Genomic DNA, 15,696 nt, shown 5'->3' on the forward strand with positions numbered 1-15,696 from the left:
AAATTGTTTTTGATGTTCGATGCTGTGAGTGCCCACACAGATTGCTTGATTCAAATTGTTAAAGAGCGACGCAACAGCGTGTTGCTGCGGGAGTGGAATTCTACTCAACCGCCTTCTCGAGTCAAGCCTTATTTTCAAGGGCTTTCGAGGTTACCGACGAGGTTGTTTGCGTTGCCGCTTGCCCTGTCGATGGAGGCGCATTATAGGGATCTGGATCACGCTTGCAAGGGTCTTTTCGAATTAAATTCGCATTTTTGGTTCAACCGTTCACTAATCACCCAAAAAGCGCATTTATCCTGCAATAACACACCCGTTTGGCGAGCTCGCTATCCTCTAGATGGCGTGGCGATGGTAGCAGATCAAGGTTGTGGCGATTTGGTCTCTCTGCATCTATATGCATGGTGATCGAGGTCACGCCTTCGGGTAACATAGCGCCCCTTTGCGATTCACACACTCTTGGGCTTTGGAGAGTTTAATGCCTTTTGCACTTGGCCAGCGTTGGATTAGTGATACAGAGACGGATCTGGGGTTGGGGACTGTCGTTGCTGTTGAAGGACGCATGGTTACCCTGTTGTTTCCGGCTACCGGTGAAAACCGCATGTATGCCAAAGAAGAGGCGCCGGTCACCCGGGTCAGCTTCAATGTGGGCGATCAGATCACCAGTCACGAAGACTGGACCATGACGGTCGAAGAAGTGCAGGAGAAAGACGGCCTGCTTATATATGTAGGTGTGCGCACCGACAATGATGAGCCCGTTGCCCTCAAGGAAGTGTTTCTCAACAACTTTATCAAATTCAACAAGCCGCAGGATCGTCTGTTCGCCGGTCAGATCGATCGGATGTCCCGCTTCACCCTGCGCTACGAGGCGCTGGTGAACCAGCACCAACGTCGTCGCAACCCGACTCGTGGTCTGGCCGGTGGTCGGGTCAGCCTGATCCCGCACCAGCTCTATATCGCCCACGAGGTGGGTCACCGCTACGCTCCACGCGTACTGCTGGCCGATGAGGTGGGTCTGGGCAAGACCATCGAAGCGGGCATGATCATTCATCAGCAACTGCTCTCCGGCCGCGCCCATCGGGTGCTGATCCTGCTGCCCGAAACCTTGCAGCACCAGTGGCTGGTCGAGATGTTGCGCCGCTTCAACCTGCACTTCTCCCTGTTTGACGAGGAGCGCTGCATCGAAGCGTTTGCCGATGCGGAGAACCCCTTCGAGACCGAACAGCTGGTGATCTGCAGCCTCGACTTCCTGCGCAAGAAGCGCCGTCGCTTCGAGCAAGTGCTGGAAGCCGAGTGGGATCTGCTGGTTGTCGACGAAGCGCACCATCTGGAGTGGAGCGAAGAGGCGCCAAGCCGTGCCTATGAGATGGTGGAAGCGCTGGCCGAACAGGTGCCGGGCGTACTGCTGCTGACCGCTACCCCGGATCAGCTGGGCCACCAGAGCCACTTTGCCCGTCTGCGCCTGCTCGACCCGGAGCGTTTCTACGACTATGAGGCTTTCCTCGCCGAGGAGCAGGCCTATGGTCAGGTCGCGAGCGCCGCGCAAGAGCTGCTGGATGGCGAGACCCTGAGCGATGAAGCCAGACAGATCCTCGCCAGCCAGCTGGAAGGGCTGGACTTGAGCGATGCCGCCGCCCGCCAGCAGGCGGTCGCCAAGCTGCTGGACCAGCATGGCACCGGCCGGGTACTGTTCCGCAACAGCCGCGCCAATATTCAGGGCTTCCCCGAGCGTCACCTCAATGTCTACCCCATGCCGCTGCCGGAGCAGTACAAGACTGCCATCAAGGTGATGGGCATGATGGGTGGCAACGGTGGCGATCTGCAGACCCGTGCCTTGCGCTACCTCTATCCCGAGAAGATCTTCCAGCAGTTCGAAGGCGACAACGCCACCTGGACCCAGTTCGACCCGCGCGTAGAATGGTTGCTGGAACTGCTGCTCTCAGCCCGCCAGCAGAAGGTGCTGGTGATCTGCTCCGAAGCAGCGACCGCTATCGCGCTGGAAGAGGCGCTACGCACCCGTGAAGGGATCCGTGGAGCCGTGTTCCACGAAGGGATGTCGATCCTCGAGCGGGACAAGGCCTCCGCCTATTTTGCCCAGCAAGAGGGTGGCGCCCAGGTGCTGCTCTGCTCCGAGATCGGCTCAGAGGGCCGCAACTTCCAGTTTGCCAGTCATCTGGTGCTGTTCGATCTGCCCCTCAACCCGGATCTGCTGGAACAGCGTATCGGCCGACTGGATCGTATCGGTCAGCAGAATACCGTCGAGATCCACGTTCCCTATCTGGAAGGGACTGCCCAGCGCGCCCTGCAGCTCTGGTATCACGATGGTCTGGACGCGTTCGAGCAGACCTGCCCGACTGCCCGCCCGGTATTCGAAGCGGTACGTGAAGAGCTGTTCGAGCTGCTGGCAGCCAACACCGGCGATCAGGCAGCCCTCGACGCCCTGCTGATCAAGACCCGCGAACTGCACGAGCCGCTCAAGGCTCGACTGGAGCAGGGTCGCGATCGCCTGCTGGAGATCCACTCCAGCGGTGGCGCCGCCGCCCAGCAGCTGGTCGACAAGCTGGCCGCCGAAGATGACGACACCGGCATGATCTCCTTCGCCCTCAAGATGTTCGACGAGATCGGCGTCAATCAGGATGACCGTGGCGAGAACGCGCTGGTGCTGACCCCCGGGGATCACATGCTGGTCTCCAGCTTCCCGGGCTTGCCGCAAGACGGCATGACCATCACCTTCGATCGCAACACTGCCCTGTCGCGTGATGACATGGCGCTGCTCTCCTGGGATCACCCCATGATGCGCGGCGGTATCGACCTGATCCTGGGCTCCGAGATCGGTGCCACCTCGGTCGCACTGCTCAAGAACAAGGCGCTGCCCATCGGCTCCATCCTGCTTGAGCTGATCTTCGTTGCCGAGTCTGCGGCCCATCCCCAGCTCTACCGCTTCATGCCGCCGACGCCGATCCGTCTGCTGATGGACAAGAACGGCCAGAATCTGGGTGAGAAAGTGGCGTTTGATGCCTTCAACCGTCAGCTGACGCCGGTCAATCGCCACCTCGGCAGCAAACTGGTCACCGCGTCCCAACCAGTGATCCACAGTCTGATTGGCAAGGGCCAGGCCATTGCCGAAGAGCTGAAAGCCGGGATTGTCGACAAGGCCCGCGCCCAGATGGCGCAGACCCTGCAGCAGGATCTGGATCGTCTGGAAGCGCTCAAGGCAGTCAACCCGAACGTGCGCGACAGCGAGCTGGATTATCTGCGCAATCTGCAGGCAGAATTGCACCACCTGATCGATCAGACCCAACTCAAGCTGGATGCCATCCGCTTTATCGTGGTCACCCATAACTGACAAGGTACCGACCGACAGCGGCCAGACCCAGCTCAAACTGGATACCCAAGGCCGCTTTGTCGTGGTTACCCATAACTGATGGGGGCTTGCCCCCACCTTCTGATGCGAGACATTTATGTTTGAATACTCACCGCCTCTGGAACCCTGGCTCGATATCCTGTTCAAGGACAAGGACATCATGGTGGTCAACAAGCCCACTGGCCTGCTAAGCGTCCCCGGGCGCGGCCCCGAGAATGAAGACAGCGTCCTGCATCGGGTGAAACAGCAGCACCCTAAGGCGGCGGCAGCTCATCGCCTCGACATGTCCACCACAGGCGTCATTGTCATTCCCCTCAATCCCAACTCTCATCGGGAGCTGAGTCGGCAATTTCGCGAGCGGGAGACAGAGAAGCACTACCTCGCCTGGGTGTGGGGCGAGCCGGAGGCAGAGTCGGGTCAGGTAGATCTGCCGCTCTGCGTCGACTGGCCCAACCGCCCGAAGCAGAAGGTGGATCACGAGGAGGGGCGTCACGCCCTGACCCTGTGGCAGAAACTGAAAGTGGAGAACGGCAACAGCCTGATCAAGCTGACTCCCATCACAGGTCGCTCGCACCAGTTGCGCGTCCATATGCTGGAGCTGGGGCACCCGATCCTGGGTGACAACCTCTACGCCCATCCGGATGCGCTGGCGGCTGCACCCCATCTCTACCTGCATGCGGCCATGCTGACCATCAGCCACCCCCGCAGCGGGGAACGGATGACCTTCGAGGCGCCGGCTCCTTTCCCGGTCTGATCCCGCAAATCGCAGAGATAAAAAAGCCCCCATCGCGAGATGGGGGCTTTTTCATTAGGGTCAGACGCGAATATCGATCTTGCTTCCCAGGGAAGCGCTGGCCGATGTCGGTGCAACCGGCGCTGATTGCGCTGCGTTTTGCAGCAGCTTCAGCGCAGCTTCGCCCTCTTGGGTCTGCTGTTTCTTGGCCAGACTGGCCGTCATCAGAGCAGAACCAAACGACGCATTTGCAGAACTTGATATATCCATAGGGTTCCTCCTGCACTCAACAGTATCGACCAAGCGGCCCCGAACATAAGCACTGAATGCAAAACAATCTGAAAGTCGCTTTTCTATCAATCAGATAGCAATAGCATTCATGGTCCCTGTTCACCGCTGGATGACGCCTTCAAGCTCCTGTGCCGTCATCGGCCGAAGCACCTTGCAGGGGTTGCCAGCCGCCACCACGTTGGCGGGCACATCTTTGGTCACCACCGAGCCTGCGCCTATAACGCTGTTGTCACCGATAGTAACGCCGGGGCAGATGACGACGCTGCCGCCAATCCAGACGTTGTGACCGATCCGCACCGGCTTGCCGAACTCTACACCCCTGATGCGCGGCGCCACCGCCACCGGATGAGCGGCGGTGTAGATCTGCACCCCGGGCGCCAGCAGCACGTTGTCGCCGATGCGTACCTCGCAGACGTCGAGGATGGTGCAGCCTACGTTGGCGTAGAAGTTCTCGCCGACGAAGATATTGGCGCCATAGTCGCAGAAGAATGGTGGATTGATGGCACACTCCTGGCCGCGGCCACCGAGCAGCTCATGAAGCAAAGCATCCCGCGCCGGTTTCTCCTGCCAGCTGGTATTGAAGGTGTGATAGAACCTGCGACAGCGCTCACGTGCCGCTTTGAGCTCGGGGTCAGCCGCGTCATAGGGCTTCCCCGCCACCATCTTCTGCCACTCGGCACCACGCGCATGCAGCTGTTCAGCTGCAACCATTTCCTCGCTCATCCACTACTCCATCAGCCAGATCAGGGATTCATAAGGGCGCAGCATACCCGCTTGCGGTTGGGCCGGGCTATCCGGGTAGTTGCCGAGCAGCAGCCGACCTTGCCCACTTTGCAGCTCGGCAGGCAAGGCAAACTCCACCGGCTCGCCGTAGAAGTTGCTCACCACCAGCAGGGTCTGACCGTTGGCACGGCGGGCATAGGCCCAGATCTGCGGGTGCCCCGTCAGCAGCTCCTGATAATCCCCCTGAGTGAAGATGGGGTGCGCCTTGCGAATGGCGATGAGATCCCGATAGTGCCAGAACACCGAGTGCTGGTCGGCCAGCGCCGCCTCGGCGTTGATCTCGGGATAGTTGGCGGCAGGCTTGAGCCAGGGCGTCCCGCTGGTGAAACCTGCATTGGCCGCTGCGCTCCACTGCATCGGCGTGCGCGAGTTGTCGCGGGACTTGGCGCCGAGAATGGCGAGGATCTCGGCCTCGCTCATCCCTTCCGCCTGCTTGATGGCGAAGATGTTGCGGCTCTCCACATCCTGATAGTCATCGATGTGCTGATAGCCGGGGTTGGTCATGCCGATCTCCTCCCCCTGATAGATGTAGGGGGTGCCTTGCAGGCCGTGCAGCGTACTGGCCAGCATCTTGGCGGCCACCACCCTATGCTCACCCTCGTCACCGAAACGGGAAACGATGCGCGGTTGGTCGTGATTGCACCAGAATAGCGCCGACCACCCCTTGCCATGCATGCCGCTCTGCCAGTGGTTGAAGATGCGCTTGAGTTCGAGGAAATCGAACGGCGCCTTGGTCCACTTGTCGCCGTTGGGGTAATCCACCTTGAGGTGGTGGAAGTTGAACACCATGGAGAGCTCTGAGCCGTCCAGCGCGCCGTAACGCTGGCAGTGTTCCAGACTGGTGGAGGACATCTCCCCCACCGTCATGGCGCCGACAGGAGCAAACACGTCGCGGCTCACGTCCTGCAAAAATTCGTGGATGCGCGGCCCGTCGGTATAGAAGCGGCGGCCATCGCCAATCTCGTCGTTCGGGAACGCCTGATCCTTGGAGATAAGGTTGATGACGTCGAGACGGAAACCATCCACCCCCTTCTTGGCCCAGAAGTGGATGATCTTTTTCACCTCGGCGCGCACCGCCGGATTTTCCCAGTTGAGATCCGCCTGCTCGCGGGCAAACAGGTGCAGGTAGTACTGACCGGTGGCCTGATCCAGTTCCCAGGCGCTGCCGCCAAACTTGGATTGCCAGTTGTTCGGCACGCCGCCATTCACCGGATCGCGCCAGATATAGTAGTCGCGGTAGGGGCTGTTCTTGTCCCCCAGCGCCGACTTGAACCAGGCGTGCTCGGTGGAAGTGTGGTTGACCACGATATCAATCACGATGCGGATGTCGCGCACGTGGGCGGCGGCCAGCAGCGCCTCGAAATCATCCATGGTGCCGTAGGCGGGGTCGATGGCAAGGTAGTCGGCGATGTCGTAGCCGTTGTCCACCTGCGGAGAAACATAAACCGGGGTCAGCCAGAGGGCATCGACGCCCAAGGTCTTGAGATAGTCGAGGCGGGCCATGATCCCCTTAAGATCACCGGTGCCACGGGCGCCGGAATCCTGAAAGCTCTTGGGGTAAATCTGGTAAATCACGGCGCTCTGCCACCAGGGTGTTTGGCTCATGGGTCTTTCTCTTGTCTCGAATAGAAAATGGAGAGGGCGACCCGCGGGTCGCCCTGATAATCAGTGTCAGGCGCTGGCTTGGGCCAACTTGCCAGCGGCTTGCTGGCGCTTGTAGACCAGCAGGGTCAGCACCACCGGCACCACGATGGCGACCAACATGGCGATGGCAAACACCGCCCAGTATTGCGGCTGGATGGAGAGGATGCCGGGCAGGCCGCCTACCCCGATGCCGTTGGCCATTACCCCGGCAAAGCCACAAATGAGGGCGGCAAGGCTGGAGCCCACCATGGCGCACAGCATGGGGAACTTGTACTTGAGGTTGATACCGTACATGGCCGGTTCGGTAACCCCGAGGTAGGCGGAGATGGCAGCAGGCACCGAGATCTCCCGCTCGTTCTCCTTGCGGCTAATCAGAATGATGCCCACCACGGCAGAAGCCTGAGCGATGTTGGAGAGGGCGATCAGCGGCCAGATTGGCGTGCCACCCATGCTCTGCATCAGCTGCAGATCCACTGCGTTGGTGGTGTGGTGGATACCGGTAATGACCAGCGGTGCATAGAGGAAACCGAACAGGGCAGCGCCGATGGGAGCGAAGGAGCCGGTCATCGCAGCCTTGGCAGCGAAACCGACGCCATCACCAATCCAGCGACCGAGCGGGCCGATAAAGGCGTGAGCCACGATCACTGCCAGCAGCAGCGAGACAAACGGCACAATCACCAGATAGAGATAGGCCGGAATGATCCGCTTGAGGTTGGTCTCAACCCAGGCCAGGAAGACACCCGCCAGCAGCGCCGGAATGACCTGGGCCTGATAACCCACCTTCTGGATCACGAACAGGCCGAAGTCCCACACCTCCGGGGTCTGCTGACCGATGCCGTAGGCGTTCATCAACTGCGGCGACACCAGAGTGATACCGAGCACGATACCCAAGATCTCGGAGCCGCCCATCTTCTTCACTGCAGACCAGCAGACGCCGACCGGCAGGAAGTGGAAAATCGCCTCGCCCAGCAGCCAGAGGAAGGCGTGTACCTGAGCCCAGAACTGGCTGATCTCGGTGAGGGTGTGAGTGCCATCGTCAAACATCTTGATGTCGCCGATGACGTTGCGAAAGCCCAGGATCAGACCGCCGGTGATGATGGCGGGCAGCAACGGTACGAAGATCTCCGCCAGATGGGAGATGCCCCGCTCCAGCGGGTTCATGTTCTGGCGCGCCGCCTGCTTGGCGGTCTCCTTGCTGCCACCGCTGACGCCGAGCTGTTCGGTCAGCGCCTTGTACCACTGCTCTACCTCGTTACCGATCACCACCTGGAACTGACCGCCCTGGGTGAAGCTTCCCTTAACCGCCGGGATGGTTTCGATAGCCTTGCTGTCGGCCTTGGCCGGATCGTTCAGGACGAAGCGCAACCGGGTCAGGCAGTGGCTGACGGTGGCGATGTTCTCCTTGCCGCCGATCTTGTCGATCAGGGTGGCAAGCTGCTGTGCGTTGATCTTGGACATGGGTCTTCCCTCTGTGACGCCATTGAATAGTGGTCTGTATCGCCCTTTTGAGCCAGTCTGTCGGCCGGAGCGTTTTTGGTATCGTTCCCATTTAGCATGCCGACAATCTGGCCAGATCGAAATGGGAACGTTCCCAATTCGTGGCCAGCATCACAAAAAGCGCACTTTTTGTTCAGCCCGGAGTGATGGGGGTCACAGGGTTCGACAGGGGGCGATTGTCACCAGCGGAGGCTGATCCTGCTCAATCTGACCGAGCAGCTGACGCGCCGCCTGCTCCCCCGCCCCCTTGTAGCCAAGATCGAGACTGAGGGCGTTGGGGAAGAGGAAGCTGAGCATGGGGTTGTTGCCAAGGCCGGTCACCAGCACCTCGCTACGCCCTTGTTCTTGCAGGTATTTTGCCGCACCAATGGCGAGGGTGTCGCTGGCGCAGACCAGCGCCTGGGTGGAAGGCGTCAGCAGCTCGGCCGCCAGCCGGTAGCCGCTCTGCAGGCTGAGATCGCCGAGGGCGCTGCGCGGGCACAACCCCTGCTCTGCGCAGTAAGCGAGATAAGCATCTAGGCGGCGCTGGCCGGTGGTGAGATCCGAGGTATCCACCCCCAGATAGGCGATGTCGCGGGCGCCACGGCTTGCCAGCTGCGCCAGCATGGTGCGCACCGCACCGGCGTCGTCAAAGCAGACCGAGGAGAAACCGGGATGTTCACGGGCGACCAGCACCAGCTTCTCTTTCAGCGACGCCATGGCGGCATAGTCCAAGTCATTGAAGGCGAACAGGATAATGCCATCCACTCCGCGCCGCTCCAGCACCGCCAGATGCTCCTGCACCTTGGCGGGGGAGAACTTGCTCTCCATCAGCACAGCATCGTAGCCACGCTGGTAGAGGGTCTCCAGCATGCCGCGCACCGCCTGATTCTCCGAGCTGGAGTCGAGCCGCGAGACGATGATCCCCACCACCTGCTGGCTCTGGCTGCGCATGGCACGCGCCGATTTGCTCGGCACGAAGCCATGTTCGGCGATGATCTGCTCCACCCGCTCGCGGGTCTCCTGCTTCACCTTGGGATCCTGATTAAGCACCCGGGAGACGGTAGACTTGCCGACGCCACTCAGTCTGGCGATATCGAGGATGGTCAGTTTCTTGTCCATGAATTGGCTCACAGGAGGCTAGGCGGTGGAATTGCCCACATTGTTGTGATTAACCCCTGTGAATACAAGCCCATGGCGTTAGAATGCCCTTTTTGCCCCCCCGTCAGGGTGTGTGGGCACAGCACAGGATGCCCATCATGGATCTGCTGGCCAGTCTGCTCTTCTCCCTCTCCATCACAGGCCCCATCTGCGTGGTGCTGCTGCTCGGCATCTTGCTCAAGCGGTTGGGGCTTTTGCCGGATCCCTTCACCGAATCCGCCTCGCGACTGGTGTTTCAGGTCACCCTGCCCGCTCTGCTCTTTCTCAGTATTCTGGGTACCAACTTCGCCACCATGCCGAGCCTCTGGTTTATCGGCTATGGCCTGCTCGCCACCGTTATCAGCTATCTGGTACTGGAGCTGTTGGCCGGACGTTTTATCGGGGAGCAGCGGCTGCGCGGCATCTTCGTGCAGGGGAGCTTTCGCGGCAACAGCGCCATTATCGGGCTCGCCTATGTGCAGAACGCTTACGGCCACGAGGGGTTGGGTGCGGCGGCCTTCTATGTCGGCGCGGTGACCGTGCTCTACAACATTCTCGCGGTGATCACCCTCACCCGCAGTCTCGGCGGTGCCACCGGCATTCGCCCCATCCTGCTCGGCATCATCAAGAATCCGCTGATCATCGCTATTGTGGCGGCGCTGCCCTTTACCCTGCTCGGTATCAAGATGCCGCAACTGCTGCTCACCACCGGCAGCTACTTCGCCAACATGACGTTGCCGCTGGCGCTGCTCTGCACCGGCGCCTCCCTCAGCCTCGACGCTCTGCGTGGTGGTGCAGCCATTGCGGGCTGGGCCAGCATCATGCGGCTCTGCCTCATTCCTGCGGTGTTCACTCTGGGGGCTGCCCTGCTCGGCTTCAGCCATCTGGAGCTGGGTATTCTGTTTCTCATCAGCGCCACTCCGACTGCCGCCGCCAGCTATGTGATGACCCGCGCCATGGGGGGCGACAGCGTGCTGGCCGCAAACATCATCGCCACCACCACCCTCGGCTCACTGCTCACCACTAGTCTGGGGGCAACTCTGATGAACTATCTGGGGCTTATGTACTGACGGCTTGACCTTGCCGGAGGCGGCAGCTTTAGGCTGGCGCTCATCAACAGAGGAGATATTCCATGACCATCGAACTCACCGTGTCCGGCATGTCCTGTGGTGGCTGCGCCGCCAGTCTGCAAAAAGCGCTGCTGGCCCAGCCTGCGGTCACCACCGCAACCGTCGATTTCGCCAGCAGCAAGGCCTTCATCGAGAGCGAGCTGAGCAAGGCTGAGCTGATCGCCCTGATCGAAGCCAAGGGTTTCTCTGCGAGTTAAATTATCTCCATATAGGTATAAAACAGGTTAAAAATCTGTACTCACCTGTCTTTTGGTGAGTTTTATCACAGACCCGGGTTATTAAACGGGCAAACTTGCTGCGATTATTCCAACCATAAGGATTTGCAGCATGACCCTACCGATCCGCAAGACCCTGCTCGCCGCCGTCGTTGGCCTGACCCTCTCCCCCATGGCGATGGCCCTGCCCAACGTCCATATTCTGGCAACCGGCGGCACCATTGCCGGGGCAGGCCAGTCGGCTACCCAGTCCAACTACGAGGCAGGCAAGGTGGCCATCGAAACCCTGATCGCCGCCGTGCCCGAGATGAAAAACGTGGCCGATGTGCAGGGAGAGCAGGTGGTGAAGATCGGCTCCCAGGACATGAACGACGAGGTGTGGCTCAAGCTGGCCAAGCGGGTCAACGAGCTGCTGGCCAAGGATGACGTGGATGGCATAGTCATTACCCACGGCACCGACACCATGGAAGAGACCGCCTACTTCCTCAACCTGACCGTCAAGAGCGACAAGCCGGTAGTGCTGGTTGGCGCCATGCGCCCCTCCACCGCCATGAGTGCCGATGGCCCGCTCAACCTCTACAACGCCGTGGTGACCGCCTCCGACCCCGCCTCCAAGGGCCGTGGCGTCATGGTGGCGATGAACGACACCGTGCTCGATGCCCGCGACGTCACCAAGACCAACACCACCGGCGTGCAGACCTTTGCCTCCCCCAACTTCGGCCCGCTCGGCTACATCCACAACGGCAAGATCGACTATCAGCGCAGCCCGGCCCGCCTGCACACCAGCAAGACTCCGTTTGACGTGAGCAAGCTCGACAAGCTGCCGCAAGTTGGCATCGTCTACAGCTACGCCAACGCCACCGATCTGCCGGCCAAGGCGATGGTGGATGCCAAGTTCGACGGCATCGTCAGCGCCGGGGTGGGCAACGGCAACCTCTACCACACCCTGTTCGATACCTTGGCTCAGGCGAGCAAAGACGGCATCCGGGTAGTGCGCTCCGCCCGCGTACCGACCGGCGCCACCACCCTGGATGCCGAGATCGATGATGCCAAGTACGGCTTCGTGGCCTCCGGCACTCTAAACCCGCAGAAGGCGCGGGTGCTGCTGATGCTCTCCCTGACCCAGAGCAAAGACCCGGCCCAGATCCAGCGCTGGTTCCAGCAGTTCTGACAACGGTTGTCTGACAAGTGACAAGCAAGGGCGGGACTTCCCGCCCTTTTCCATCCTGCATGCAATGCCACTTCGCCAAGCACCCGCCTCACCCATTACGTCGTTTGGCGAGGTCATCCTTCCCTTTTCCGGCCATCTTTTTCGGCCACCGCAGAGCGGTGTCATCAAATTAGCGAGCCGGATCACCCGCTTTCACAAGCGCATCGCCGCCAAATTCATTACACTGCCAGCGATCTTATCCACTCAAGGAGTGCTGTTGCTGTATGGAAATATTGATCCTGCTGGGATTGATTTTGCTTAATGGCGTCTTCGCCATGTCAGAAATCGCCATCGTCACCGCACGCAAGGCTCGCCTCGGCAAGCTTGCCTCTGAAGGCAACCGCTCCGCCGCCATTGCCCTCAAACTGGGCGAAGACCCGACCCATTTTCTCTCTGCCGTCCAGATCGGCATTACCAGCATAGGTCTGCTCAACGGTATCTACGGCGAATCCCTGCTGGCCCAGCCCTTCTCCCTCTGGTTGCAGGAGTGGGGGCTATCCCCCAAGAGCAGCGGCCTGATCGCCACCGTCATAGTGGTGGTGGTGGTTACTTACCTCTCCATCGTGGTGGGGGAGCTGGTGCCCAAGCGGCTCGGCCAGCTCAATGCCGAGCGCATCGCCTGTCTGGTCGCGCGCCCCATGCACTGGCTCGCCACCCTGACCCGCCCCTTCGTCTGGCTGCTGTCGGCCTCTACCAATGCCAGCCTGCGGCTGCTGCGGGTCAACCAGAACGGCAGCGCCAACGTTACCGAGGAGGAGATCCACGCCATGCTGGTGGAGGGCTCTGAAGCCGGGGTGATCGAGGATCATGAACACACAATGCTGCGCAACGTCTTCCGTCTCGACGAGCGCAGCCTCTCCTCCCTGATGGTGCCGCGCAGCGATATCCGCTATCTGGATCTGGCGCTGCCGCTGGAGACCAACCTGCAGCGACTGGTGGAGTATCGCCACAGCTATTTTCCGGTCTGCGACGGCAACCTGTCAGAATTGGTGGGTATCATCAATGTCAGCAAGGTGCTGCACGCCTATATCAAGGGGGAGCCCATCGATCTGGCTGCCCTGACCCAGGAGGGCAGCCTGCTGCCCGAGACCCTCAACGGCGTCGAGCTGCTCAACCACTTCCGCACCCACAGCGAACAGATGGCGCTGGTGGTGGACGAATATGGCGAGCTGCAGGGACTGGTCACCCAGCAGGATCTGCTGGAGGCGCTGGCGGGGGATTTCCAGCAGGAGGATGGCGAGGACAACTGGGCATTCCGGCGCGCCGACGGCAGCTGGCTGCTCGATGGCCTGATCCCGCTGCCGGAGTTGAAGGACTGTCTGGAGCTGGTTCGTCTGCCAGAAGAAGAAAAACATCACTATCACACCCTCGGAGGGCTTATCATGCTGCTCCTTGGTCGTGTTCCACAAACCGGAGACCTGGTGACACTGGAACAGTGGCAACTGGAAATTGTTGACATGGATGGCCTGCGCATCGACAAGGTGCTCGCCATGCCCTTGACCGATCAACCCAGCTAACCTGCGGAGTTTGCAAGTATGGAGCAGTTTTACCAACTGGCTCACGCCTTTATGAATCACGATCTGAACACACTTTCCGATCCCAAGATGGCCTTCATGATCTGTGGTGTGATTCTGACGTTTCTGGTACTGGAAAACGGATTCATCCCTACCGCCTTTCTGCCCGGTGACAGCCTGCTGATCCTCACCGGCGTACTCATCTATCAGGATGTATTGTCTCTCGGGGTAATCCCGCTGTTGATCATGGCCACCTTTGTCGGCACCTGGCTCGGTTACATGCAGGGGCGCTTCCTTGGCCACACCCAGCTCTACCATCGGCTGATGTCCCATGTGGAAGAGCGACACCAGCAGAAGGTCTACCACCTGCTGGACAAGTACGGGATCATCACCCTGATCACCGCGCGCTATATCGCCTTCGTACGCACCGCCTACCCCTACATCGTCGGTGCCACCGAGCTGCCCCAGGGGCGCTTTCTCATCGTCAATCTGATCAGCTCCATCATGTGGATCTGCCCGCTGGTCGGGTTTGGCTACTACCTGAGCCACACCAAGCTGGCCGCCGAATACCAGACCCAGTTTTTCAATATCATCATCTATCTGCCGGTGGCCCTGCTGGTGGGTGGCATGGTGGCGCTGGTCTGGCGCTGGATCAGCAAACGCAAGGCCGCGCAGCCGCGGGATTGACCCCCCGCCCAACGCCCGACCCGAAAGCCCTCGCCAGAGGGCTTTTTTGATCTCCAATTTTGCGCAAATAGCAGAAATAGTCCCGCTCGGCCCTTGTAAAGCCGGGGTAAAAATGAGTGAATCTAGCGCCTTTTTTTGGATGGGAATGGAGTCGGTTGTATGTGGTGTCGGATTCGCGCAGCAGCGCTGGTTGTCGGGTTGATGGGAATGCTGGGATTGCCTGCGGTCAGCGCGGCACCCAACCCAGCCAAACTGGAAGTACGCTCAAGCAGCGCCCTGGTCGTGGATGTAAAAACGGGCAAGACGCTCTACCAGAAGAATGCCACCAAGGTGCGTCCCATCGCCTCTCTCACCAAGCTGATGACAGCGCTGGTGGTGCTGGATGCCAAACAGAATCTCAACCAGACCATCACGATCGACAAGAACGATCTGGATCGGGTCAAACACACTCACTCCCGTATCCGCATGGGCACCAAGGTGACTCGCCGCGATGCCCTGCATCTGGCATTGATGTCCTCCGAAAACCGGATGGCCTCGGCACTGGCACGTCACTATCCGGGCGGTCGCAGCGCCTTCGTGCGGGCCATGAACAACAAGGCCAGAACGCTCGGAATGCGTAATACCCACTTCTACGATTCCACCGGCCTCTCCACCCGCAACGTCTCTACCGCCCAGGATCTGGGCAAGCTGGCCGCCGCCGCCTATCGTCAGCCGCTGATCCGTCAGTTCACTCAGGATGAGAACCGGGAGATGCGCTTCAACGCCCCCGCCTACAGCCTGATGTTCAACAACACCAACCCGCTGGTGAAAAACCCGGATTGGGACGTACGCCTCTCCAAGACCGGCTTCACTGACGAGGCTGGACGCTGTCTGGTGATGCGCGCCAAACCGGACAGCCGCGAGCTTGCCATCGTGCTGCTCAATTCGGTGGGCAAACGCACCCCGATCGGCGATGCCAACCGCATTCGCAAATGGCTGAAAAGCTGAGTCAATATCTCAACAAAAAAGGATGCTGCGGCATCCTTTTTTATTGCCTGCAGAACGCCTCAGCAGGCCTTGCAGGATGTTGATAGCCAAACCTTGAGTGATAAGCTGCGCGGAATCAGCCGTTGCAACAGCAGGCATACAAGGCACCTATAGATGAGGCAAAGGGTGGTGATGCGGTGCAACGATCAGAAGAACTGTGCGCAATCACAGAAAGGGGAAGAAATGAGGACAAGAACAGCCAGGTAAACGGGCGATCCACCCGCAACAGCGCACGGGGATCCGCACCAAAAGCTAAATATCGCCCATAAAAAAACAGCCCCGACCGAAGTCGAGGCTGTCTGTATGGTGCGCCCGAGAGGATTCGAACCTCTGACCACCTGGTTCGTAGCCAGGTACTCTATCCAGCTGAGCTACGGGCGCTCATAAACTTTTGGTACTGCTTGAAATATGGTGCGCCCGAGAGGATTCGAACCTCTGACCACCTGGTTCGTAGCCAGGTACTCTATCCAGCTGAGCTACGGGCGC

The 15,696-nt window shown here is 59.9% G+C and carries 14 protein-coding genes and 2 tRNA genes; 9 read left to right on the forward strand and 7 right to left on the reverse strand.

Annotation, left to right across the window (positions count from 1 at the left end):
• From OKC42_RS12465 to rluA, 3 genes are all read left to right on the forward strand, one after another.
• Positions 1-405 (forward strand): hypothetical protein (locus tag OKC42_RS12465; RefSeq protein WP_270819862.1); only part of this gene is annotated, 405 nt, incomplete at its 5' end.
• 70 nt (positions 406-475) lie between these two features.
• Positions 476-3,343, forward strand: coding sequence for an RNA polymerase-associated protein RapA (gene rapA, locus OKC42_RS12470; RefSeq protein ID WP_201954136.1), 2,868 nt, complete (start codon positions 476-478; stop codon positions 3,341-3,343).
• Between the two features lie 115 nt (positions 3,344-3,458).
• On the forward strand, positions 3,459-4,115 hold the full coding sequence (gene rluA, locus OKC42_RS12475; RefSeq protein ID WP_005343025.1) for a bifunctional tRNA pseudouridine(32) synthase/23S rRNA pseudouridine(746) synthase RluA: 657 nt from the start codon (positions 3,459-3,461) through the stop codon (positions 4,113-4,115).
• A 60-nt stretch (positions 4,116-4,175) separates the two neighbouring features.
• Here the strand turns inward: rluA and OKC42_RS12480 are convergent, their stop codons facing one another.
• The 5 genes from OKC42_RS12480 to treR all read right to left on the reverse strand — a co-directional run bounded on the left by OKC42_RS12480 (position 4,176) and on the right by treR (position 9,410).
• Positions 4,176-4,364 (reverse strand): hypothetical protein, encoded by a 189-nt coding sequence (locus tag OKC42_RS12480; protein ID WP_005336040.1) that lies wholly within the window; start codon positions 4,362-4,364, stop codon positions 4,176-4,178.
• A gap of 120 nt (positions 4,365-4,484) precedes the next feature.
• Positions 4,485-5,108 (reverse strand): sugar O-acetyltransferase, encoded by a 624-nt coding sequence (locus tag OKC42_RS12485; protein WP_201954134.1) that lies wholly within the window; start codon positions 5,106-5,108, stop codon positions 4,485-4,487.
• Between the two features lie 3 nt (positions 5,109-5,111).
• Entirely contained in the window at positions 5,112-6,773 is a 1,662-nt protein-coding gene (treC, locus tag OKC42_RS12490; protein WP_201954132.1) for an alpha,alpha-phosphotrehalase, read from the reverse strand.
• Positions 6,774-6,839: 66 nt separating this feature from the next.
• Entirely contained in the window at positions 6,840-8,270 is a 1,431-nt protein-coding gene (treB, locus tag OKC42_RS12495) for a PTS trehalose transporter subunit IIBC (RefSeq protein ID WP_201954131.1), read from the reverse strand.
• A 192-nt stretch (positions 8,271-8,462) separates the two neighbouring features.
• Positions 8,463-9,410 (reverse strand): trehalose operon repressor TreR, encoded by a 948-nt coding sequence (gene treR, locus OKC42_RS12500; protein ID WP_201954129.1) that lies wholly within the window; start codon positions 9,408-9,410, stop codon positions 8,463-8,465.
• 137 nt (positions 9,411-9,547) lie between these two features.
• Here treR and OKC42_RS12505 point away from each other — a divergent pair, with 137 nt between their 5' ends.
• The 6 genes from OKC42_RS12505 (at position 9,548) to pbpG (ending at position 15,171) form a co-directional block, all read left to right on the forward strand.
• Positions 9,548-10,498 (forward strand): AEC family transporter, encoded by a 951-nt coding sequence (locus tag OKC42_RS12505; protein WP_129504819.1) that lies wholly within the window; start codon positions 9,548-9,550, stop codon positions 10,496-10,498.
• Between the two features lie 62 nt (positions 10,499-10,560).
• Positions 10,561-10,755, forward strand: a complete 195-nt coding sequence (locus OKC42_RS12510; protein ID WP_005348755.1) for a heavy-metal-associated domain-containing protein — start codon at positions 10,561-10,563, stop codon at positions 10,753-10,755.
• 130 nt (positions 10,756-10,885) lie between these two features.
• A complete protein-coding gene (ansB, locus tag OKC42_RS12515; RefSeq protein WP_113740412.1) occupies positions 10,886-11,944 on the forward strand; it encodes an L-asparaginase 2 in 1,059 nt (352 codons plus the stop codon).
• Between the two features lie 263 nt (positions 11,945-12,207).
• The gene (locus OKC42_RS12520) at positions 12,208-13,500 is read left to right on the forward strand and encodes a hemolysin family protein (RefSeq protein ID WP_069528721.1); all 1,293 of its coding nucleotides are present in this window, start codon (positions 12,208-12,210) and stop codon (positions 13,498-13,500) included.
• A gap of 18 nt (positions 13,501-13,518) precedes the next feature.
• Entirely contained in the window at positions 13,519-14,184 is a 666-nt protein-coding gene (locus tag OKC42_RS12525; protein ID WP_167557106.1) for a DedA family protein, read from the forward strand.
• A gap of 159 nt (positions 14,185-14,343) precedes the next feature.
• Positions 14,344-15,171, forward strand: a complete 828-nt coding sequence (gene pbpG / locus OKC42_RS12530; protein WP_201954127.1) for a D-alanyl-D-alanine endopeptidase — start codon at positions 14,344-14,346, stop codon at positions 15,169-15,171.
• Between the two features lie 343 nt (positions 15,172-15,514).
• On the opposite strand, the gene OKC42_RS12535 is transcribed toward pbpG, so the two are convergent.
• Positions 15,515-15,591: transfer RNA gene (locus OKC42_RS12535), tRNA-Arg, on the reverse strand.
• Positions 15,592-15,619: 28 nt separating this feature from the next.
• Positions 15,620-15,696, reverse strand: a tRNA-Arg gene (locus tag OKC42_RS12540).

Source organism: Aeromonas sp. Y311-2 (genome assembly GCF_027706025.1).
GTDB lineage: Bacteria > Pseudomonadota > Gammaproteobacteria > Enterobacterales > Aeromonadaceae > Aeromonas > Aeromonas veronii.